This window comes from Brevibacillus daliensis (genome assembly GCF_021245735.1).
Classification (GTDB): Bacteria; Bacillota; Bacilli; order Brevibacillales; family Brevibacillaceae; genus Brevibacillus_B; species Brevibacillus_B daliensis.
Map to the genome: position 1 here is coordinate 223,705 of NZ_JAJISB010000001.1, position 20,101 is coordinate 243,805.

Here is a 20,101-nt window from a genome sequence, read left to right on the forward strand (position 1 = left end):
GTTAGCCTCCTTATTTCTTTAGAAAGATCTATTTTCACCCAATCCGTATTGAGCAAAAAACTGGTTTCTGAAATCTCCCAGGCGATCTTCGCGAATAGCCTGTCTTACTTGTTCCATCAGTTTAATCAGGAAATGGAGATTGTGATGAGTTGTCAAACGAATACCGAACGTCTCCTCCGCCTTGATAAGATGGCGAATGTAAGCTCGTGTATAATTTTTACAAGTGTAGCAATCACATGCCGGATCAAGTGGTGTAAAATCACGTGCATATTTTGCATTGCGTACGACCAGACGACCTTGGCTAGTCATACATGTACCATTGCGGGCAATTCGGGTTGGTAACACACAGTCAAACATATCAACCCCACGCATCGCCCCTTCAATCAGCGCGTCTGGAGAGCCAACTCCCATCAGATAGCGTGGTTTACTATCCGGCAACAATGGAACTGTATAATCAAGGACTTCATACATGAGCGGGAATGGTTCCCCTACACTTAATCCTCCGATCGCATAACCTGGAAAATCAAGTTCTACTAGCTCACGAGCACTCTGTTCACGCAAGTCTCTGTACATACCACCTTGCACAATTCCGAACAGCGCCTGATCTTCTTTACGCTGATGGGCATCCAAACAACGTTTTGCCCAACGAGTTGTTCTTTCCATCGAATGTTTCACATAATCGTATTCGGCTGGATACGGGGCACACTCGTCAAAAGCCATCATAATGTCGGAACCCAATGCATTTTGAATCTGAGTCGCTTCTTCTGGTCCAATAAACAACTTTTCACCATTTAGATGAGAACGGAAAGAAACACCTTCCTCCGTAATCTTACGCAAGTTGCTCAGACTAAAAACCTGGAATCCTCCACTATCTGTTAGGATAGCACCATCCCAGTTCATGAATTTATGCAGACCGCCTGCTTCCTTCACGATCTCGTGACCTGGTCGAAGGAAAAGGTGGTAGGTATTACTTAAAATAATGTTAGCACCCATGCCGCTTACTTCTTCAGGACTCATCGTTTTAACAGTTGCTTGTGTGCCTACAGGCATAAATACCGGTGTTTCAAAAGACCCGTGTGGCGTATGGACTCGTCCAAGGCGTGCGCCTGTCTGCTTACAAGTTTTAATTAGTTCATAGCGTACTGCCAAAGTTTTGCACTCCTCACTCAGATGTAAAGCATCACATATTCTTAACATGTTTTCCCTACGTCTTACCTATTATAAAAGCTCCGCAGGCTAAGCACAAGAAATCCAATAAAAAAGTAACGCATTACTTCATAAACATACGATTATTTAATCAACATGGCATCTCCAAAGCTAAAAAAGCGATAACGCTTAGCAATTGCCTCTGCATAAGCATTCATTACATGCTCTCGTCCTGCTAATGCACTAATTAGCATCACCAGCGTTGATTTAGGTAGATGAAAATTCGTTACCAATCCGTTAATGAGCGAAAAAGTATAGCCAGGATAGATAAAAATATCTGTCCAGCCTGACTGTTCCACCAGCTGTCCATTATGCTCTCTCGCAATCGTTTCCAATGTTCGGCACGATGTTGTTCCTACTGCTATCACTCTTTTACCAGCAGCTTTCGCTTGATTCACAATATTAGCCGACTCCTGAGTTACTTCGTAGTATTCTGCGTGCATGACATGATCCTCTATGGTATCTGCCTCCACAGGGCGAAAAGTACCCAGTCCCACATGTAATGTTATATACGCAAGAGTAACGCCCTTGGATTCGATTTTTTCTAGATACTCTTTTGTAAAGTGCAAACCGGCAGTTGGTGCTGCTGCCGAACCTAGCTCACGGGAGTATACGGTTTGATAGCGCTCCCGATCCTCTAACTGTTCATGAATATAAGGTGGGAGAGGCATTGAGCCTAATCGATCCAGTATTTCATAAAAGATCCCTTCGTAATGAAAACGAACAATTCGGCTACCAGTAGGTGTGATTTCTTCACATACACAGCGAAGCATTCCATCTCCAAACACCACTTCTGTCCCGACTTTTACACGTTTACCTGGACGCACTAATGTTTCCCAACGGTCATCTCCCAATTGTTTAAGAAGCAACAGCTCAATATTAGCCCCAGTATCTTTCTTTTCTCCGATCAATCTGGCAGGAAGAACACGACTATCGTTCACAACCAGCACATCTCCTGGTTCCAGATAATCAATCAAGTCAGTAAACTGACGATGCGCCACTTCCCCTGATTTTTTATCTAGTACAAGCAATCGAGAAGAGGTTCGATCACGAAGAGGATGCTGTGCAATCAGTTCTTCTGGTAAGTCAAAATCATACTCTTTTACATCCACGTTACTCTAATCTCCTTTTATCAACTATCCAATTAGCTGCTACTCTCGCTACTCAGGCATGGGACGCTGTAAGTGTTCATAGCAAGCTGGTGTCACAATGCGCCCACGAGGCGTACGCTGCATGAAACCAATCTGTAATAAATACGGTTCATATACATCTTCAATGGTTTGTGATTCTTCTCCTATTGTTGCCGCAATTGTGTCCAGTCCAACCGGGCCTCCGGCAAATCTTTCAATGATGGCAAGAAGCAACTTATGATCAACATGATCAAGACCGCGTGCATCCACCTGTAGGCGAACCAATGCTTCATGTGCAAGATCTTCTGTAATCATCGCTTGATCCTGTACTTGGGCAAAATCACGAACCCTCTTCAGCAAACGATTCGCAATTCGCGGGGTCCCACGAGAACGCTTAGCTATTTCTATTGCTCCGCTTTCCTGCATGCCTACTTGAAGAATATCTGCAGCACGCGTAACAATGTAAGCTAATTCTTCCTCTGTATAGTACTCCAGTCTACTAACGACGCCAAAACGGTCACGAAGCGGGGCAGAAAGAAGCCCTGCTCTTGTAGTCGCTCCAATCAAGGTGAATGGCGGGAGATCTAAGCGAACGTTACGAGCACTCGGTCCTTTTCCGATTATGATATCAAGAGCAAAATCCTCCATCGCAGGATATAGAACCTCTTCTACACTCCGGTTTAAGCGATGGATCTCATCAATAAACAGTACATCATTTTCCTGTAGATTGGTTAAAATAGCCGCCAAATCACCCGGGCGCTCGATGGCTGGTCCAGAGGTGGTCTTGATATTCACACCAAGCTCGTTAGCAATAATTTGGGACAAGGTGGTTTTTCCTAAGCCTGGAGGTCCGTACAAGAGTACATGATCCAACGCTTCCTTGCGCATTTTAGCCGCTTCGATAAATACTCGTAAATTGTTTTTTACTTGTTGTTGCCCAATATATTCAGACAGAAAACGCGGACGTAAGCTATATTCATTGGAATCTTCCTCCCACTCCATGTGGTTCGTTATGATCCGATTTTCCATACATTATCCCCTCATCAAGAGCGCTAGCCCTTGTTTAATCAACTGTTCCACTCCTGCTCCTGATTTTGAAGTCGTGAGTAGCTGCGGTCTGATCGACTGTGTTTCATTGTCAGAATAACCGAGTGCCATCAATGCTTGTAATGCTTCCTCCAATGCATTTTGGTAGGTTAATCCGTCATTTAAAAGGGAGGTTGGAGCATTGGTTACTACCATGGATGGAGTGAAATCTTTCAATTTGTCTTTCAAATCCAGAATCATCCGTTGGGCAGTCTTTTTCCCAATGCCAGGGAACTTGGTCAGATAATTCACATTCTCTTGCTGAACTGCCGTTACAATCTGTTCTGGTGTTGCTCCTGCAAGGATAGCTAATGCGCCTTTAGGACCAATACCATTTACATCGAGTAACCTACGGTATAAATCACGCTCATCTCTTGATGGAAAACCATATAGATGCATGGCATCTTCACGCACATGATGATGTGTATAAAGACGAGCACTTTTCCCTTCATCCTTTACATAAAAGTAAGGATTGGGACAAAAAACTCGATACCCCAATCCACCAGCATGAACAACCACACAGTCTGTATCGATATAGCTTATGATACCCTCAACAAAATCAATCATTTTTTCGCACCTTCCGATATCTGATAATACGTCCGACTCTGTCCATGCGTGATGGCAACACCAAGCGCATCTGCCACATCATCCGGCTTGGGTACTTGCTTTAATTTTAATAGCATTCGTACCATTTCTTGTATTTGTTTTTTTTCGGCACCGCCATATCCAGTTACCGCCTGCTTGATCTGCATAGGAGTGTATTCATATACCGGAACGCCTTTCTGCTCTGCTGCCAGAATGATGACGCCCCTCGCCTGTCCAACTGTAAAAGCAGTGGTTACATTGCGATTAAAGAATAGCTTCTCTACAGCCATCTCATCTGGTTTAAACGTATCTAACAACTCTATTGTAGCATCATAAACCTGACGTAAGCGCAACGGAACAGGCGTGTGAGCCTCCGTCTGAATGCTCCCGTATTGAACTGGTATTAATCTGCTACCCTCTTTATCAACAAATCCGAATCCCACTATGGCAATTCCCGGATCTATTCCTAATATACGCATATCTTCTCTCCGCTTCGTAAAACATGTCTTCTTATAACTTTAACATAAACGATGGGAAAAGCGAACGTGTATTTGTGTGTAAGTCCATAGCTGGGTTCAATGAAAAAAGATCGTCTTCTTCCTACTATAGTGGAGAAAACCAGCTTCTCTTTTCACACTTCGCTAAAAGTCTTCGCCCCATATGGGGATTGACTGTCCGCTCCGCACTATTCACCCTAGAAAGCTCAAAACGATGTCTTCACTGTAAGACTTGCTGGGTTTCGCTTTTTTATCCCGATGAACAGTGCTCCGCTGGGTCGGGCTTCGCCAAGACGCTCTGTGTGAAAAGAGAAGCTGGTTTTTCATGCTGATGTGTTTGTTCGTGTTTTTTTCACTGCACCAGTTTGCAGAAGAAGCACATTTTTTGTCCAGAACTATTTAAGGTCCTACCTAGCTACGCAGCAAAGAGTGCGGGTTAAAAAGTGCAACCCATGAGCTACTTCGTAGCATTCTCTACCTTTTGCACTTTCCGCACTCTTTACTGTGTAGCGGATAGTCATAGCTCCCTTGCGGGACCTTAACCGAGTTCACAGACAAAAAATGTGCTTCTTCTGCTACTCACTACAGTTGTCATTAAAAGAAAAACAAAACAGCCTGCCGAGATTTCTCTCTGACAGGCTGTTTCCCCCTGACGCTTCCTCTAAAAGAAGGTCAGGATCGAGCGGCATATTAATGTTTGTTCAGACCAAGGGCATCAGAGGCATCATGTTGCAAGTGAGCGAATTCGTCCACACTGCTTTGCATCTGTTCCTGAATATTATTGATACGACGATAGTTCAGCTTATTGTGCCCCTGATTCAATTGAACGTACAAACGCTGGTGGTATTGGTCTTTGTAGCTTCCCCTAGACATTGAAGACATACAAGAACTCCTCCTTTGTTATGCCGTCTCATATCAGTATGCGAATAGTCACCTATCACTATGTATCCAACTAGCTTAACTATTTTATTGCAACCCACTTTTCCTACAAGACTTATAGCATTGATACTTATTATTTCTTCTACAAAAACCCTCAACATGATAGAAGACTTTTAAAAAAACACTTACTAGCATTTAACTATTTTGTGACAACAATCCATGCACGATGAGAAACTTAGCACCTCTTATTGTTCCTCCTATTGAATAAGTACCTATTAAATATTTTGCTCTCATACATTTTTACATTTAATTTATTTGAATCTATCGGAATAATTATTAATTGATAAACGACATCATTTTACATATTTTATATTATTCTCTATTTTTTATTGACACTTAAACAATAAATATAGTAATATATGTATAAATTTAACAAAAAAGGATGTCGCTAGATGAATATATCTCTACTATTTAATCTGCTGATACTAAACATCTTTGTTAGTTCCGGGATATCAAAAATTATAAATTTAAAAGAATTTTTAAATACAACTAGCTTATTTATGAGTACAAAAAACAAAGTAATAATGCTTTCAATTTCTTTTTCAATAATAATTTCCGAAATAAGTTTAGGTATTTGTTTACTTTTTCCAAAATATAATATCATTTCAACGACTTCACTAATTATTTTACTATTAATTTTTAATATTATGGTAATTAAAAAATTACTAAAAAGAGAAAAAATCAAATGTAATTGTGGTGGTTTTTTAGGAAATGAAATAATTAGTATGAAAATTCCAGCTAGAAATTTATTACTCATGCTTATTTTATCAATCAATTTCTTCATCCCTTACTTTAATGATTTAAGTTTTACTAATATACTATTTTCGCAAATTATAGTACTGCTAGCATTAATTAGTTATCAACTAATATACCGAACAAAAAATGTTTTAAATGAAATTACAAATAACTAAACATAAAGGAGAAATTTACTTTGAACGATTTAATTATTTTTAGTTCATTATTGACATCTATATCCATTGTCCTTTTATTAATCATTATCTATTTTATTTTCAAACAAACCAAAATAACGAAACATTATTTAGATTCAATCAAGGATCATTCTAGCGTAACAAAAATTGACGAAGACACTATATCATCTAACCTTACCTATAATGAAATGTTTCCCCAAATTACTTTAATAAATTCTCTATTAAATAAACCAGAGGAATTAAGCGTTATTTCCGATAATGAAAAATTAATTCTTATAACAGGGACAGGTTGTACTCCTTGTGAGGCAACACTGAACACACTTGCAAATTACAAATTAGATAATCTATTACCAGAACTTATTATATTCACATATACCCCAAACGGATTTGGTGAGGACGATGTAAAAAAACATTTGAATATGGTTCATGCTTTAACAAGTAAAAGCTATATAGTTAGTGAAGAAATTTTAGATAATATGGGCATCTTTTCTTTCCCTTCTCTTATTATAGTTCAGCCAAACGGGAGGATTTACGGAACCTTTAGAGGGCATATTGATGCTGTTCAAAAATATTTAAGATTTGATATTGGGTCTAATGTTTCATAAATTCAGTTGAGAGGAGGTGATTCAAAATGAGTAAAAATGTGTGTGATGGTTGTGTAGTAACAGTATGTGAACGTCGTTCCAGTTGTTCAAAAAGCAAGCCATGGTACTTTAGTCAAACTGTTAAAAACACTACCGCTTGCAAAGAGTGCTATATTTGGACTAGTCCAAAAGGTTGTTACGATAAGTGTCCACAAACTGCATAATATTTTCAGCGACTACTTAAACAATAAAAAAGCCCCTATTTCTGAAGGGGCTTTTCTCATTCGAATAGTAAAAATATATTATTAAACAAGGATTGAGGCATAATGTTTTTATATTTTAAAAAAGCACTAAATATAATTTGGCCAATAGGTAAATTTTGGATTTTAATCACTGTCCTTTTTTCTATAGTTAATGGGTTAATACCAGTTCTAAGTATATGGATTACAAAAGAATTAATAAATTCGGTACTTTCGCTTATTGAAGGCGAATCCTCAAGCAAAAGTTACTCTTTTACCTTTCTCCTTTTGCAATTTTCATTAATAGTAATATCATCGGTTTTAAAAAATGTTCAAATATATATAGATCGCAAATTTCAAGTAAAGCTAGATCATGTTTTACAAATCAAAATCTTTAAAAAGACAACCTCTGTTCCTTTTTACTACTTTGACCTTCCAGAGTTCTATAATCACTTAGACAGAATTAGCGGGAGCCAAGGAGTTAGATTTATCTCTCCAATAAACAGTATTTTTAAAATATTACAAGAAACTATAGTACTTTCTTCCATTATGATTTACTTATGGAGTATACATTGGAGTTTAGTATTATTAAGCTTATTAGCAGCAATACCCTATTTCATTTTTAATTATAAATTTGGTAATCAGATGTTTATGTTTCATTTAAATCAAACCCCTCTAGCTAGAGAAGTAAATTATACTTCATATCTTTTGCAAGATCGACAAAACGCTAAAGAAATTAGATTATTTAATTTAGGTGGTCACCTTATAAAACACTGGTCTTCAAAGTATTTAGTAAATGAAAATCTAAATTTAAAACTTATGAGAAAAAGACAATTCCTTAATGTTAGTTTGGATGCATTAACTACGTTATTTTATTCTTCTTCCGCTGGAATAATTATCTGGTTAATTACAAAAACCCAGGTTAAAATAGGCGACTTTGTAGCTATTGGCCAGGCTGTACAAGCGAGTCAATCAGCAATAAATAATATTTCAGAATCCTTAGCAAGTATAACAGAAGAAAATCTATATCTTGAAGATTATTTTAAATTTACTGAGTTTAATAATATTGATAACGACCAAGATTATAGCAAGTTAAATTTCCCAAATCCACTAAAACAAGGGATACAAGTGAAAAATTTTCATTTTAAATATGCAAACAATGATAATTACATTTTAAAAGACATTTCATTTACAATATCTGCCGGAGAAAAAATTGCAATTGTTGGAGAGAATGGTTCTGGTAAAACCACACTAGTAAAATGTTTAATGGGTCTCTATCCAGCGACAAAAGGAACCATTTCTTTCGATAATCATTGTATCAATGATATCAAAGAAACTGACCTTAGAAAGTATATAACTGTTATTTTTCAAGATTTTATGAGGTACGAGTTTTCAGTAAGGGATAACATAGTTTTCGGAGATATTACAAACATAAATAACGAGGACAAAATGAAAGAAGCTTCAATTAATAGTGGTGCTAGCAAATTTATTGAGTTACTCCCTAAGAGCTATGAAACCTATCTTGGAAGATTTTTGTATGACGGTGAAGACTTATCAGGTGGCCAGTGGCAAAAGATAGCATTAGCACGAGCGTTATTTAAAGAAGGCGAAATAATAATTCTTGATGAACCAACTGCATCCCTAGATCCAAAAGCAGAAATCGAGGTTTACAAGCAATTTGAATTACTATCAAAAAATAAAACTGCTATTTATATTTCTCATCGCATGGCCGCAGCTAAATTAGCAGATAAAATAATTGTAATGAAAGATGGGAGTATTATTGAGCAAGGAACACATGATGAGTTGTTAAAACTTGAAAAAGAATATTTTCGTATGTATAAAATTCAATCAGAATGGTTTAATAAATAAAAAGAATGACCCTATTAATAGTGTAGGATATTCACCCCTTAAGGTGGATAGTGAAAAAGTAGTTCAAGTTATTACGAACTCATCACTATTGACCGAAGGGGATTTCTTTTTGCCATCTAATAAAGGGTAATCATTTAATCGTTATGAAAAAGAACGAAGAAAGAGGCAGTATGATTACGTATTGAAAAACATATGAGTAATACCAGACAAATCGCCCCCCACTATTGTCTTTCTGGTTGTTCTTAACAGCGAGTTCAAAACTGAAGCGATCTTAACAATCTTCGTGACAATCACCTAAGATGTGGAAACTACTTTTTACAACACCTGCACTGAATCGTTCATTGCTCATATGAGGACTGGTATAACTAAGTATATCAATTACTATTACGGAGAACGCTTCCCAACTTTCCCGATTGAAAAACGAGAAGCGATCACCTCTTAGTTTATTTTTTTGTTTTTACAGTCTATTCGAAGACTATGATCTCAGTTTTGGGTACTGGATTCTCATCATCATCTAATTAGGTTTGCTTGAATGTAATAAATCGTCTGGATGTCGCCCCAAACATAATAGATATCATATTACCTTGTTTTATTAATCGATCAACTTCAACATACACTTACTACTTTCCTATTTGGAAACTACCTTGATTTCTTTTTTTACATCAAGATAGAGGGCGAACAGGAACTTTTTTAAATTTAGCCTAACCTTGGAAACATTGCTTTCCCCTTCTAATTCCCGCATCTTCTGACGAACATCTGCGAAATCAAAGTAGGTTGTAGCATATGTTTCAAAAACAGGATGTCCATAATCTGCTAGTCCAAGAGAAGATACATTACGCAATGCTTGAATAACAGTTCGACGAATTCGCTGTACGAGAGCCTTTTTCTCCTTATGAACCACCTCTTCATCTAAACCTGAAGGTAAAATAGCTGCATATAGATCATTCAGTGCAGGGAATCTGCCTTCTTGCCAAATATCCTGAGTCCCAAGCAGATACTCCATAATCCTGACGATATCATTACTACCCGCTTCCCCTACCACACCCAACTGACTGAGATGAGATCTGGCACAATCCGCTACGCTTATTCTTCTTTCAGGCATGGGGGTAATCGCTCCCCCTCCTATCCAGGCAAGTGATCTGCGAATTTGTTGAATGGATTGTTCGAGCTGAATTCTTTCCATCACTTTTCTCAGAATAGCAACCACTTCGATGCGGTTTAACGGTTTTTTAATATAAAACTCCACTCCTTGATCATAAGCCTCGCTTACCAAATCAGGATGTTCCACTTGTGATAACATAACAATCTTGCCAGTAAAACCTAACGAACGTAATCTCCTGATTGTCTCAATTCCATCTTGTTCGGGCATTAGCATATCAAGCAGAAGGATATCAGGTTTTAACCTCACAATCGATGTTTCCATACCAGATCCATCTGATGCCTCACCGATATTAACTCCTAAATCATAATCTTCAATCATTGCAGAGAGCATACGTCTTAAAGCCACGTCATCATCCATTAGAAAGAAGGTGATCATCTTTAGTATCCCTCCATCTGCTTGTTTGGTGGTTCATCTTTCTATGTATCTGCAGAGGAGCTAGGGGCAACATGATCCGAAAGAGCATCCCTCCATCAGAATTCCCTTGTAAAGTTATCGTCCCCGACAGTTCGTGCACTAATGATTTTACGTGCACCAGGCCAATCCCTGTAGAAGCATTCCCTTGTGTATCATATTTGGTTGTATATCCTGGTTGAAAAACCAATCCCACGTCATCCTGATTAATTCCTGGACCGTCATCTTCTACTTCTATCAGGAGGTATTGCTGATACAACTTAGCCCTGATTATCACAGTTCCTTCATGATCAATTGCTTCTATTGCATTTGCCACTAGGTTATTAATAATGGATAGAAGTGAATAATGGCGCTGGGTTGATAAGGGACTAGATACCTCTGCCTTAAACTGAATATTTTTTTGTAACTCTTCTGCATACCATTCATTTGATTTCGTCACGAGCGAAATAATATCGGGGATAGACATGTTTTGCACCATTGTTTCCTGCTTCATGAACTGTGAAAGGCTTGCCGAAAGCCTTTGTGCATCTTTTTTCACCTCATGAATTTTTTCCGCCAGTGATAATGCTTGTTTGGACCTGCTATCTCCTGATAGTTTTCGGTAAAGTAGATAACTTTCCATTGTGATTTGTTCCACTTGTTCCATCATTTTATGTATATACAATTGTTCCTGGTGGAGTTGGGAGTGGATCAAGAGCATTTTTTCCATCCGTTTATCCTTTTCAGCACTAATGGCACGAATTCTGCGCATTTCAAGCATGGTATAGAAACCGACTACCAAATAACTGCGCAAAAAACCAATTAACAGGAGCGCAGGTAGGTTGTCCATCCAAACAACATCACCAGCTTCTATCCATTTGCGTGCTACCAATTCAACAATATTGGAGATACAATCAATAATGCCCCCAATAAAACCAAGTAGCATAGGAGAAGGGCGCAATCTGGAGACCCGAATTACATGAAGCAAACTGGCAAAGGAAAAATAAAACCAGGCAGCAGGTGAATGGGTGTATATACTCTCCGTCCATAAAATATCCGTACCAAGTAGCATATCTTCCACTACCCTGAAAAATGAAACAAAAGAACCGACTATTAAGCCAACAAGCGGCAATCTAGCCGGAAGATACCATAATAATAAAAAGAAAAAACAAGCAGTTCCCAAACTGAGTCGAAATGCTCCGAAGAACGGCGTAATCTTTACCTCACTCGTAATTGCTGTGATGAGAGAAATTCCAAATACAATGAGAAGCCAGCGTCTCATCTCTTGCCCCCTAACAGGGATAAAATTAATTAAATATACAGTATATTCAATCATTTTACCCCTAGTTAAAACAGCTGAGCAAGTATTTTTGTCACTTTTAATCCAGTTTCACTAAAGGTTCTCTTTTTTGGATTCGTTGTGTAATAGCATCGCATACTGTTTTAATATGATCTGGCATCAACTGATCCCTAAACTTAAGATAGATGATCGCATATAAGGAGACGTCTCTCATCAATAAGTAGAGAGGAATCTCTTCATACCATTTGTCATCCAGTTTATATTCTGTTTCATACCCTTTTTTCAAAAGACGTAATTGGTGACGAGCGAACTTTGATCTTTCTTCAACGGTTTCTCCTGATCTCCATGTAGAGTAATAAACTACTATAGCCAAGTCATGAATGTAGTGATAGTAAATGGTATCGTCAAAATCAAATACAGTCAATTTGCCGTTATCGTAATGAAAATTATTAAGGTGTATATCACTGTGTATCAATCCGTAGCTTTCTGGATTAACAGGAAGCTCTTTTATTTTCTCAATCAGTTCCAATCCATACGCCTTGACTGGGTCATCTTCAGGGAGTAGCATGATCCGATTCAGTTCTTCCTGTATTCCGTGTATTCTAGCTATTGTTTTGGGCAGATTCGTGGCTAGACGATGAAGTTGACCAATCGTTTTTCCCCATTCATAAAATAAGTCATCGTTCCAGACTTGGTTGTTTTTCCAATCTACTTTTGATCCCGGAGCATAGGAAAATAAGGCTATATAGAATAGCGAGCCATCGTTTGCACGAACTGTCTCCACTTCCTGATTATGTCGAGATAATATAGGGGTTGCTACATGAGCCCCACCATTTGCCAAATGAGTGAGGAATTCCATTTCTGCCTTCACTTCCTCCTCTGTACGATGGGAAGAATGGGTAAAACGCAGTACATATTTGATTCCCGCACGCTCGGCTTCAAATATATAGTTTTCAAAATCACCCAGTGGCTTCCCCGATACGGTAACCCCAAACCGATCTGCCCCTTCAGAAATAATATCTTTGGTAAATACAAGAGCAACGGACACTTCCATAAATTCTCGCTCCTTCGCAGAATAGAATGAGTGTTACTGACTATTAACCTGCGTATTGTTTTCATAATTTTGACTCAATTCATAGAGTTCATTATACCAGATTACAGTTCCTTCTACCTGATGATATTTCATGCACAGTGCACAATAGGAGCGCATCTATCCATTACCATCTCTTCTAAACCCACCTTCACTTGCTATTATTTCACCAGTAATCCAGCTCGCATAATCGCTTTGCAGAAAATGAACCAATTTAGCAGCATCTTCTGGAGTACCCCAACGTCCAGATGGAAACATACGTGCAACTTTCTCATAAGCTTCACCCGTAAGATAGCCTGTGTCCACTGGACCTGGATTAATGCAATTCACACGTATATGTTGAGGTGCAAGAGCTACTGCTGCTTGTTTACATAGCCCAATAATTGCTTCCTTCGAAACCGCGTATGCTATTTCGTTGGTCATCGGACCTAAATACTGTCCGCTAGTAAACAGAGTAATTGCCCCGTCCTTACCAGTTGGAATTTGCTCGGAAAAGGTCTGGATCATTAGCATAGACGCTCTCACATTTACGTTTAAATGGGCGTCAATATTCTCCATTGTCCATTCCCCAATGGGAGCTTCTACAGAATAGGCATGATTTAAAACCAGACCATCAAGATATCCCAGTTTATTTGCACCTTCTGCTATCACATGTTCAGGCACACCCTTTATAGAAAGGTCAGAAGGTGATAACGAAATCACCCGATAGCCTTTCTCCGATAATTCTCTAGCCAGATGATGGGAGAAATCATTGGATGCATCTGAATAATTCAGTGCTTCATCATAAGTGGAAAAGCCATGAATGACAACATTTGCTCCTACCCCTGCCAATTTCTTGGTAATCGCTGTTCCTATTCCTTCGGGACGGCTCACTCCTGTAATTAAAATATTTCTATTTTTCAAATCCATACTATTTCTCCTTTCATATAAAAATAGGGATGCGAGAAATTTACTTTCTGCATCCCTATCCTGTCCTTCAATATAAACTCAACTACAATCGTATCACTACTCATATTTATCTTGTCACATCTTATATCCTAAAGCAATCAGAGGAGTTGGAATATTCGAACTGAATTCCAGTACTTAACTTACTCCCAAAGAAAAAAGCGAGGGAGGAAAATCCTCACCCGCTTTTGATTGATATCCGTCTTATTGCGAACATCTACATTAGGTAGCCTTTTAGCATTTTGCTTGAAATAAAGCTGTTTCGATTTCCTTACCTTTACACGGAAACTGTATTACTTGGTTGTGTTTTTATGACAGGTTGCTGGTTTCCTTCATCTTTTACACTTTGGAAATTTAATAGCAAGTTAAGAACAATAGCTGTAATGGAACCAGTAACAATACCGTTTTGCAAAAGCATTTGCAGCCAAATGATTGGTAGTTGCTCGAACATTTGTGGAACGACAGCAGAGCCTAGTCCAACACCAATACTGCACGCTATAATCAGCATGTTTTCATTCTTTTTCAGATCAACAGCAGACAACATGTTAACGCCCGACGCTACAACCATACCGAACATAGCAATCATTGCGCCACCTAATACAGCATTAGGAATAACAGTCGTTAAAGCAGCCAGCTTCGGCAGCATACCAAGCACGACCAAAATCGCACCTGCACCCATAATTGCTTCGCGACCTTTAATTCCAGTTAGGGAGAGAAGCCCTACGTTTTGAGAAAATGCAGTGTAAGGGAACGCATTGAAAACCCCACCCATGGTGATCGCTAAGCCTTCTGCACGCAATCCTTTTACGACAGTCTTTTTCTCAATCTTTTGATCGGTTACCTTTCCTACTGCAAAATAAACCCCAGTAGATTCAACCATACTAATCATATTAACCAGTATCATCGTCAAAATAGCGGAAATGTTAAACTCAGGTGTACCAAAATAGAATGGTTGTACAACACTCACCCATGAGGCTTCTGTAACTGAGCCAAAGCTAACCATGCCTAGCAAGTAAGCAACCATCGTACCAGCAATGAGTCCAATTAGTACAGAGAGCGAACGAATGAATCCAGTAAACATGCGGTTAACGAACAGGATTAATAATAGTGTCAGAAGTGCAAGTATCAGATTCGTTGGTGAACCAAATGTAGGATCTCCTTCTCCACCTGCTGCATTTTTCATCGCTACCGGGATCAAAGATAATCCAATGATAGTAACAACCGTACCTGTAACAACTTTCGGGAAAAAGCGGAGTAGCTTACCAAATAAAGGAGCAAACAAAAATACAAAAATACCTGAAATGATGATGGCACCGTAAGCAGTAGCCAGATTACTTGTACTAGCAATTGCAATGATTGGTCCCACTGCTGTAAATGTACATCCTAGCATAACTGGTAACCCTGCACCGATATACTTACCACCATATACTTGAAGTAAGGTAGCTAGTCCACATGTGAACAAATCTGCTGCTATCAGATACGCCATCTGGTGTGGAGTAAGGTTCAGTGCTTGTCCGATAATCAAAGGAACAACGACAGCACCTGCATACATCGCTAATACTTGTTGAAAACCGAGCGCAAAAATTCTTTGCTTGCTTAACATCCTTTTCTCTCCTTACTCCTCTATGTTTCTATAATTTATTAATCAATAAATTGAATACCAGTATCTGGTGACATAGACTCAATTCGAGCTAATGAATGAATTGCTACCCCACGTTGCTCAAGTAAACCTCTACCTTCCTGGAAGCTCTTTTCAACTACACAGCCTACACCAACCAACTCTGCTTCTGCATCTTGTACAATATCGCATAAGCCTATCAGCGCTGCTCCAGTCGCCAGGAAATCATCAACGATCAGAACTCGTTCACCCTTTTGCAAGTAACGCTTTTGTATACTAATTTGATACGTTTCTTGTCTTGTAAATGAATGGACAAATGCTGTATATAGCTCATCTGTTTGTGTTACCGCTTTTTTCTTTTTCGCATAGACAAACGGAACGCCTAGTGCGAATGCTGTTGCCAAAGCAAATTGAATTCCGCTTGCTTCAATCGTCAATACCTTCGTAATTTCTTTATCCCCAAAATGTTTAGCAAACTCCTGACCAATTTTCATAGCCAATGCTGAATCCACTTGATGATTCAAAAAGGCGTCTACTTTTAGTACGGAATCTGATAAGACAATTCCATTCTGACAAATTCTCTCTTGTAACTCTTTCATAACGTAAAAGTAACCCCTTTCTGTTCTGCGATGCTCCATAATCTTTGAAAAAATTAAAAACCCAAAAGGACAAGACACTTGAACGAAAACATAACCACTCAAGTGAAACCTGTCCTTCTGGGTTTTTATCCCTAAGGTGTAGCCTACTGACCAAAAAATCAGTAAACCTGCAACGCTTGGTCCAGACTTTTAGCCTCCATAACGAAGAAAAAACGAGTACAAATGATAGAGAGCAACTCTCCTATCACTCCTCGCTTCTACGTCACGTTCAACAAAACGGAACCCTAGATGCATGTCCACTCGTAGTCAGGTAAAATAATCGGTCACCTGGTAGAAACTTATGGGCCATATCCCCATGAATTATACGAGACATATCAAATTGATTAGGTACACTTTAACATACCCGAAGCTGTTCGACAAGCATCATCTAAGCTCTCAATTAATTTACCAATTGATCACGTTGAAACTCACTTAACGAAGAGAGAATGCTGTTATAATCTGCTAAATCGTAAATTCGAATACCCTTATACAATTGATCGAGTTCAGCTTTCGTAAGATTAGCTTCTAGTCGATCTGTATTGATTCGATAAAAGGTTTGAATTGCTTTCTGATCGTCAGGTAATCCCTCAAACAAGGTCAGAAAGCCATCAGGAGAGAGTCCAAAATACCCCTTTTGTTTACAGATTGGTGCCAAATCCTCTTCATCTTTATGTAGGACAATCTCATCTTGATTTATCGAGACTAAACGCCATCCCTGATATGGTTTTAATAGTTGTTCCATCGAGGTAACGTTTGTTTCTACTCTCTCTTCATTCTCCACTCCACAAATATATGTGCGAGTTAATACTAGCTGTCTAGGGCTAGAGAATACTGGGACACTTTCTTTTTCTGATATCGTTCTTTGTTCTTTGGAAGCCTCCAGGGATGCTTGAAAGGCTCCTCCCAACTGGGATAACCAAACACCCAAGAATACTCCAATTCCAATCATGAGAACGAACAAAAACAGTTTTCTATTAATTGTTCGGAAACGGAATTGTTTAAACATAATGGAAAAACCCCTTCAGACGGTTTTTTCCTATTTTCTCCAATTCATTAAGCTTTTATACTACCCTTGCTCATTTGAAAATACCGAACACTTATAGAATAGAAGAAAAATTATATTTTATTAATAAAAGAAAGACTCTTTTCTTCCAAAAACAGCCGATTAACACTTGTTAAAACTTTGTAAAGACCTGAAATTATCCATATTTAATCTGTTTAAACAGGTAAAGATGTGATATGATCAAAACTGTCAAAATCTCATTAATATTCTATTAAGGGGGAACACCATTTTGAGTAAGAAGAAGTATGTGAATAGCTTGCTTGCCTCTTCCTTGGCACTGAGCGTTTTCGTTCTACCAACGGCGCAAGCGTCTGCTGCTGAAGGCGAAAGTATTGTAAAGCTTCGTCTAATGGAAACAACAGACATTCACGTAAACGTACTGAACTATGATTATTACAAAGATGGACCTACCGATTCATTCGGTCTGGCAAAAACAGCTACGCTGGTAAAAAATGCTCGCACTGAAGTAAAGAACAGCATGCTGTTTGACAACGGTGACTTGATTCAAGGTAATCCACTAGGTGATTACATGAACCAAAAAGGCTTGAAAACTGGTGAAATTCACCCAGTATACAAAGCAATGAACCTAATGGATTATGATGTAGGGAATATTGGTAATCACGAGTTCAACTATGGTTTAGACTTCCTTAAAGCTTCTCTTTCTGGAGCTGAATTCCCTTATGTAAACGCTAACGTATATGTTGATGACAAGGATAAGAATCCTGACAATGATAAGCTTCTATTTGATGCTTACAAAATCATCGACAAAAAAGTAGTAGATGAGAATGGTAAAGAAGCTACTGTTAAGGTAGGCGTTATCGGTTTTGTTCCACCACAAATCATGACTTGGGACAAAGCTAACCTAGAAGGTAAAGTAATCGCGAAAGATATCGTAGAAAGCGCAAAAAAATACGTTCCTGAAATGAAAGCAAAAGGTGCAGATGTTGTTATTGCTGTTCCTCACTCCGGTTTCGAAGATCTTCCTGCGAAAGGAATGGACGAGAACTCTGTTGCTTACTTGAGCAAAGTAGCTGACATTGATGCGATCATGTTTGGTCACTCTCACAAACTATTCCCTAGCAAAGATTTCGAAGGTAAAGAAGGCGTTGATTTAGAAAAAGGAACAATCAATGGTGTACCTTCTGTAATGCCTGGATACTGGGGCGATCACCTAGGTGTTATCGACCTTACATTGAAACAAATTGATGGTAAATGGGATGTTGTTGACACAAAAACAGAAGCTCGTCCAATCTATGACGCTACTGCCAAAAAAGCTCTTGTTGAGGCTGACAAGGCAATTGTAGAAGCGGTTAAAGATGAACATGCTGGTGCAATCGATTACATTCGTGGCCCAATCGGTGAAACTACTGCAGATATCAACAGTTACTTTGCATTAGTTAATGACGATCCATCTGTCCAAGTGGTTTCAAATGCACAAAAATGGTGGGCTGAAAAAGCAGTTCAAGGTACTGAATATGAAGGTCTTCCAATCCTTTCTTCTGCTGCTCCATTTAAAGCAGGCGGACGTAACGGTGTAGAATACTACACAGACATCAAAGCAGGAACAATGGCAGTTAAGAGTGCTTTTGACCTTTATCTATATCCAAATACAATCAAAGCTGTTCAAGTTGATGGCGCTACTGTGAAAGATTACCTAGAGCGTGCAGCTGGTCAATTCAAACAAATTGATCCGAACAAAAAAGAAGAACAAGAGCTTGTAGATGCTACTTTCCCAACATACAACTTCGATACGTTGGATGGCGTAACTTATGAAGTAGATGTTACTCAACCTAATAAATACGATACAAAAGGTAACCTGGTTAACAAGGATGCTAACCGTATCGTGAACCTTCAATTTGAAGGAAAAGCAATTGATCCAGCTCAAAAATTCATCATCGTAACAAACAACTATCGTGCTTTCGGTGGCGGAAACTTCCCTAAAATGGATGGTTCAACTGTAATCATTGACTCTCCAGAAGAAAACCGTGAAGTTGTAATCAACTACCTGAGAGAACAAAAAACATTCAACCCTTCTGCTGATAACAACTGGGGCTTTGCACCAATCAAAGGCGATGTAAACTTGACTTTCGTTTCTTCTCCTAAAGCTAAAGATTATGCTAACAAATTTGATCACATCAAATATGTTGGTGAAGCAGCAGATGGATTCGCAAAATACAGCATCGATCTTTCTAAATCTACAGTAGCTGCTCCTGCCCAAACTGAAGAAGCTAAAGCAGAAGAAGCTAAAAAAGAAGAGCCTAAAAAAGAAGAACCTAAAAAAGAAGAGCCTAAAACAGAAGAACCTAAAAAAGAAGAGCCTAAAACAGAAGAACCTAAAAAAGAAGAGCCTAAAACAGAAGAACCTAAAAAAGAAGAGCCTAAAACAGAAGAACCTAAAAAAGAAGAGCCTAAAACAGAAGAACCTAAAAAAGAAGAACCTAAAAAAGAAGAGCCTAAAAAAGAAGAGCCTAAAGCTGATCCTAACCGATTAGTTGCAGTTCGTTCTGTTGGTGATGCTAACGGAATTAAAGTAACTTATGAGCACAGCACAAGAACAGTTACTCTTACTAAAGGTACTGTTACATTGGTACACGTTATTGGTGATGAATTTGTAACTGTTAATGGTAAAAAAGTTGATGCCAAAACTGATCTAGTTGATGATCGTCTGTATCTGACTGCTGGATTGTTGGAAGAAACTTTTCAAGTAACCATTAAATAATCCTCGCTAGATAGAACCAACCACTTCATTTTTCATTGAAGTGGTTGGTTTTTTATTCTTACTGTATCAGAAAGTATAAAGCTTCGGAGCTTCTCACCCTGATACGCATGAA

17 protein-coding genes and 1 riboswitch are annotated in these 20,101 nt (G+C 38.6%); of the genes, 4 read left to right on the forward strand and 13 right to left on the reverse strand.

Annotated features, from left to right (window positions below; translation table 11 throughout):
- Positions 1 to 18 precede the first annotated feature (18 nt).
- From tgt to LM917_RS01215, 6 genes are all read right to left on the reverse strand, one after another.
- Positions 19 to 1,149, reverse strand: a complete 1,131-nt coding sequence (tgt, locus tag LM917_RS01190) for a tRNA guanosine(34) transglycosylase Tgt (RefSeq protein ID WP_232695564.1) — start codon at positions 1,147 to 1,149, stop codon at positions 19 to 21.
- A gap of 140 nt (positions 1,150 to 1,289) precedes the next feature.
- Positions 1,290 to 2,318, reverse strand: coding sequence for a tRNA preQ1(34) S-adenosylmethionine ribosyltransferase-isomerase QueA (queA, locus tag LM917_RS01195; protein WP_232695565.1), 1,029 nt, complete (start codon positions 2,316 to 2,318; stop codon positions 1,290 to 1,292).
- Between the two features lie 48 nt (positions 2,319 to 2,366).
- Positions 2,367 to 3,365: a Holliday junction branch migration DNA helicase RuvB gene (gene ruvB, locus LM917_RS01200; protein WP_232695566.1), complete on the reverse strand. Its 999-nt coding sequence runs from the start codon at positions 3,363 to 3,365 to the stop codon at positions 2,367 to 2,369.
- 3 nt (positions 3,366 to 3,368) lie between these two features.
- Positions 3,369 to 3,989: a Holliday junction branch migration protein RuvA gene (gene ruvA / locus LM917_RS01205; protein ID WP_232695567.1), complete on the reverse strand. Its 621-nt coding sequence runs from the start codon at positions 3,987 to 3,989 to the stop codon at positions 3,369 to 3,371.
- Positions 3,986 to 4,486: a crossover junction endodeoxyribonuclease RuvC gene (ruvC, locus tag LM917_RS01210; RefSeq protein ID WP_232695568.1), complete on the reverse strand. Its 501-nt coding sequence runs from the start codon at positions 4,484 to 4,486 to the stop codon at positions 3,986 to 3,988. Before ruvC ends, ruvA begins: the two co-directional genes overlap by 4 nt.
- Before the next feature lie 708 nt (positions 4,487 to 5,194).
- Positions 5,195 to 5,386 (reverse strand): hypothetical protein, encoded by a 192-nt coding sequence (locus LM917_RS01215; protein WP_232695569.1) that lies wholly within the window; start codon positions 5,384 to 5,386, stop codon positions 5,195 to 5,197.
- Between the two features lie 449 nt (positions 5,387 to 5,835).
- Between LM917_RS01215 and LM917_RS01220 the strand changes: the two genes are divergently transcribed.
- From LM917_RS01220 to LM917_RS01230, 3 genes are all read left to right on the forward strand, one after another.
- On the forward strand, positions 5,836 to 6,354 hold the full coding sequence (locus LM917_RS01220) for a MauE/DoxX family redox-associated membrane protein (protein ID WP_232695570.1): 519 nt from the start codon (positions 5,836 to 5,838) through the stop codon (positions 6,352 to 6,354).
- Positions 6,355 to 6,374: 20 nt separating this feature from the next.
- On the forward strand, positions 6,375 to 6,977 hold the full coding sequence (locus LM917_RS01225; protein ID WP_232695571.1) for a TlpA family protein disulfide reductase: 603 nt from the start codon (positions 6,375 to 6,377) through the stop codon (positions 6,975 to 6,977).
- Positions 6,978 to 7,282: 305 nt separating this feature from the next.
- Positions 7,283 to 9,064 carry an ABC transporter ATP-binding protein gene (locus LM917_RS01230; RefSeq protein WP_232695572.1) on the forward strand — a complete coding sequence of 594 codons (1,782 nt, stop codon included), beginning with the start codon at positions 7,283 to 7,285 and terminating at the stop codon, positions 9,062 to 9,064.
- A gap of 628 nt (positions 9,065 to 9,692) precedes the next feature.
- On the opposite strand, the gene LM917_RS01235 is transcribed toward LM917_RS01230, so the two are convergent.
- From LM917_RS01235 to LM917_RS01265, 7 genes are all read right to left on the reverse strand, one after another.
- Entirely contained in the window at positions 9,693 to 10,601 is a 909-nt protein-coding gene (locus LM917_RS01235; protein ID WP_232695573.1) for a response regulator, read from the reverse strand.
- Positions 10,576 to 11,898, reverse strand: coding sequence for a sensor histidine kinase (locus LM917_RS01240; RefSeq protein WP_232695574.1), 1,323 nt, complete (start codon positions 11,896 to 11,898; stop codon positions 10,576 to 10,578). The genes LM917_RS01235 and LM917_RS01240 overlap by 26 nt, the downstream gene beginning before the upstream one ends.
- Before the next feature lie 97 nt (positions 11,899 to 11,995).
- Positions 11,996 to 12,970 carry a phosphotransferase enzyme family protein gene (locus LM917_RS01245; protein WP_232695575.1) on the reverse strand — a complete coding sequence of 325 codons (975 nt, stop codon included), beginning with the start codon at positions 12,968 to 12,970 and terminating at the stop codon, positions 11,996 to 11,998.
- A gap of 156 nt (positions 12,971 to 13,126) precedes the next feature.
- The gene (locus LM917_RS01250) at positions 13,127 to 13,915 is read right to left on the reverse strand and encodes an SDR family oxidoreductase (protein WP_232695576.1); all 789 of its coding nucleotides are present in this window, start codon (positions 13,913 to 13,915) and stop codon (positions 13,127 to 13,129) included.
- 313 nt (positions 13,916 to 14,228) lie between these two features.
- Complete coding sequence (locus LM917_RS01255; RefSeq protein ID WP_232695577.1) at positions 14,229 to 15,554, reverse strand: nucleobase:cation symporter-2 family protein; 1,326 nt, start codon at positions 15,552 to 15,554, stop codon at positions 14,229 to 14,231.
- Between the two features lie 38 nt (positions 15,555 to 15,592).
- Entirely contained in the window at positions 15,593 to 16,168 is a 576-nt protein-coding gene (locus LM917_RS01260; RefSeq protein ID WP_232695578.1) for a xanthine phosphoribosyltransferase, read from the reverse strand.
- 283 nt (positions 16,169 to 16,451) lie between these two features.
- Positions 16,452 to 16,556, reverse strand: a riboswitch (purine riboswitch).
- A gap of 51 nt (positions 16,557 to 16,607) precedes the next feature.
- On the reverse strand, positions 16,608 to 17,213 hold the full coding sequence (locus LM917_RS01265) for a BofC C-terminal domain-containing protein (protein WP_232695579.1): 606 nt from the start codon (positions 17,211 to 17,213) through the stop codon (positions 16,608 to 16,610).
- Between the two features lie 286 nt (positions 17,214 to 17,499).
- Between LM917_RS01265 and LM917_RS01270 the strand changes: the two genes are divergently transcribed.
- On the forward strand, positions 17,500 to 19,989 hold the full coding sequence (locus tag LM917_RS01270) for a bifunctional 2',3'-cyclic-nucleotide 2'-phosphodiesterase/3'-nucleotidase (protein ID WP_232695580.1): 2,490 nt from the start codon (positions 17,500 to 17,502) through the stop codon (positions 19,987 to 19,989).
- Positions 19,990 to 20,101 lie beyond the last annotated feature (112 nt).